Below are 588 nucleotides of genomic sequence, written 5' to 3'. Positions count from 1 at the left end.
GACCGACCATGCAGGTCACCAACTGGTCGTGGGTCAGCGCGCTCATGTCCTCGAACGTGCGCACGTAGCGGCCGTCCTTGAACACCGTGACCGCGTCGCAGATGCGGAACACTTCTTCCATGCGGTGCGACACGTAGAGCACCACTTTGCCCTCGTCGCGCAGGCGCGTGATGATCGCCATCAAGCGCTCGATCTCCCGCGCCGACAGGCTGCTGGTGGGCTCGTCGAAGGCGATCACATGGGCGCCACGGGACAGCGCCTTGGCGATTTCCACCAATTGGCGCTGGCCCAGGGACAGACGCCCGAGCTTCTGGTCCGGGTCGATCTCATCGGCCAGGCCCTTGAGGCACGCCAGGGCCTGCTTGCGCAGCAGGCCACGGTTGACCACGCCCCAGCGCGTGGGCAAATGGCCGAGGAACAGGTTCTCGGCCACGCTCATTTCCGGCACCAGGTGCAGCTCTTGGTGAATCACCGCCACGCCGCTGGCGATGCTGTCGGCCGCGCATTTGAAGGCCATGGTCTGCGCGCCGATCTGCAGCGCGCCGCTGCTGGGGATATAGGCCCCGCCGAGGATCTTCAGCAGGGTCG

The 588-nt window shown here is 66.2% G+C and carries 1 protein-coding gene; it reads right to left on the bottom strand.

The features are described 5' to 3' along the window. The coding region (locus tag FIV35_RS29510) for an ATP-binding cassette domain-containing protein (protein WP_146375142.1) at positions 1 to 588 on the bottom strand (588 nt) is incomplete at both ends.

The organism is Pseudomonas rhodesiae, from assembly GCF_007858255.1.
Lineage (GTDB): Bacteria > Pseudomonadota > Gammaproteobacteria > Pseudomonadales > Pseudomonadaceae > Aquipseudomonas > Aquipseudomonas rhodesiae.
Note: the sequence above shows the minus strand (reverse complement) of the source record. Positions and strands in the feature narration are given on the sequence as shown.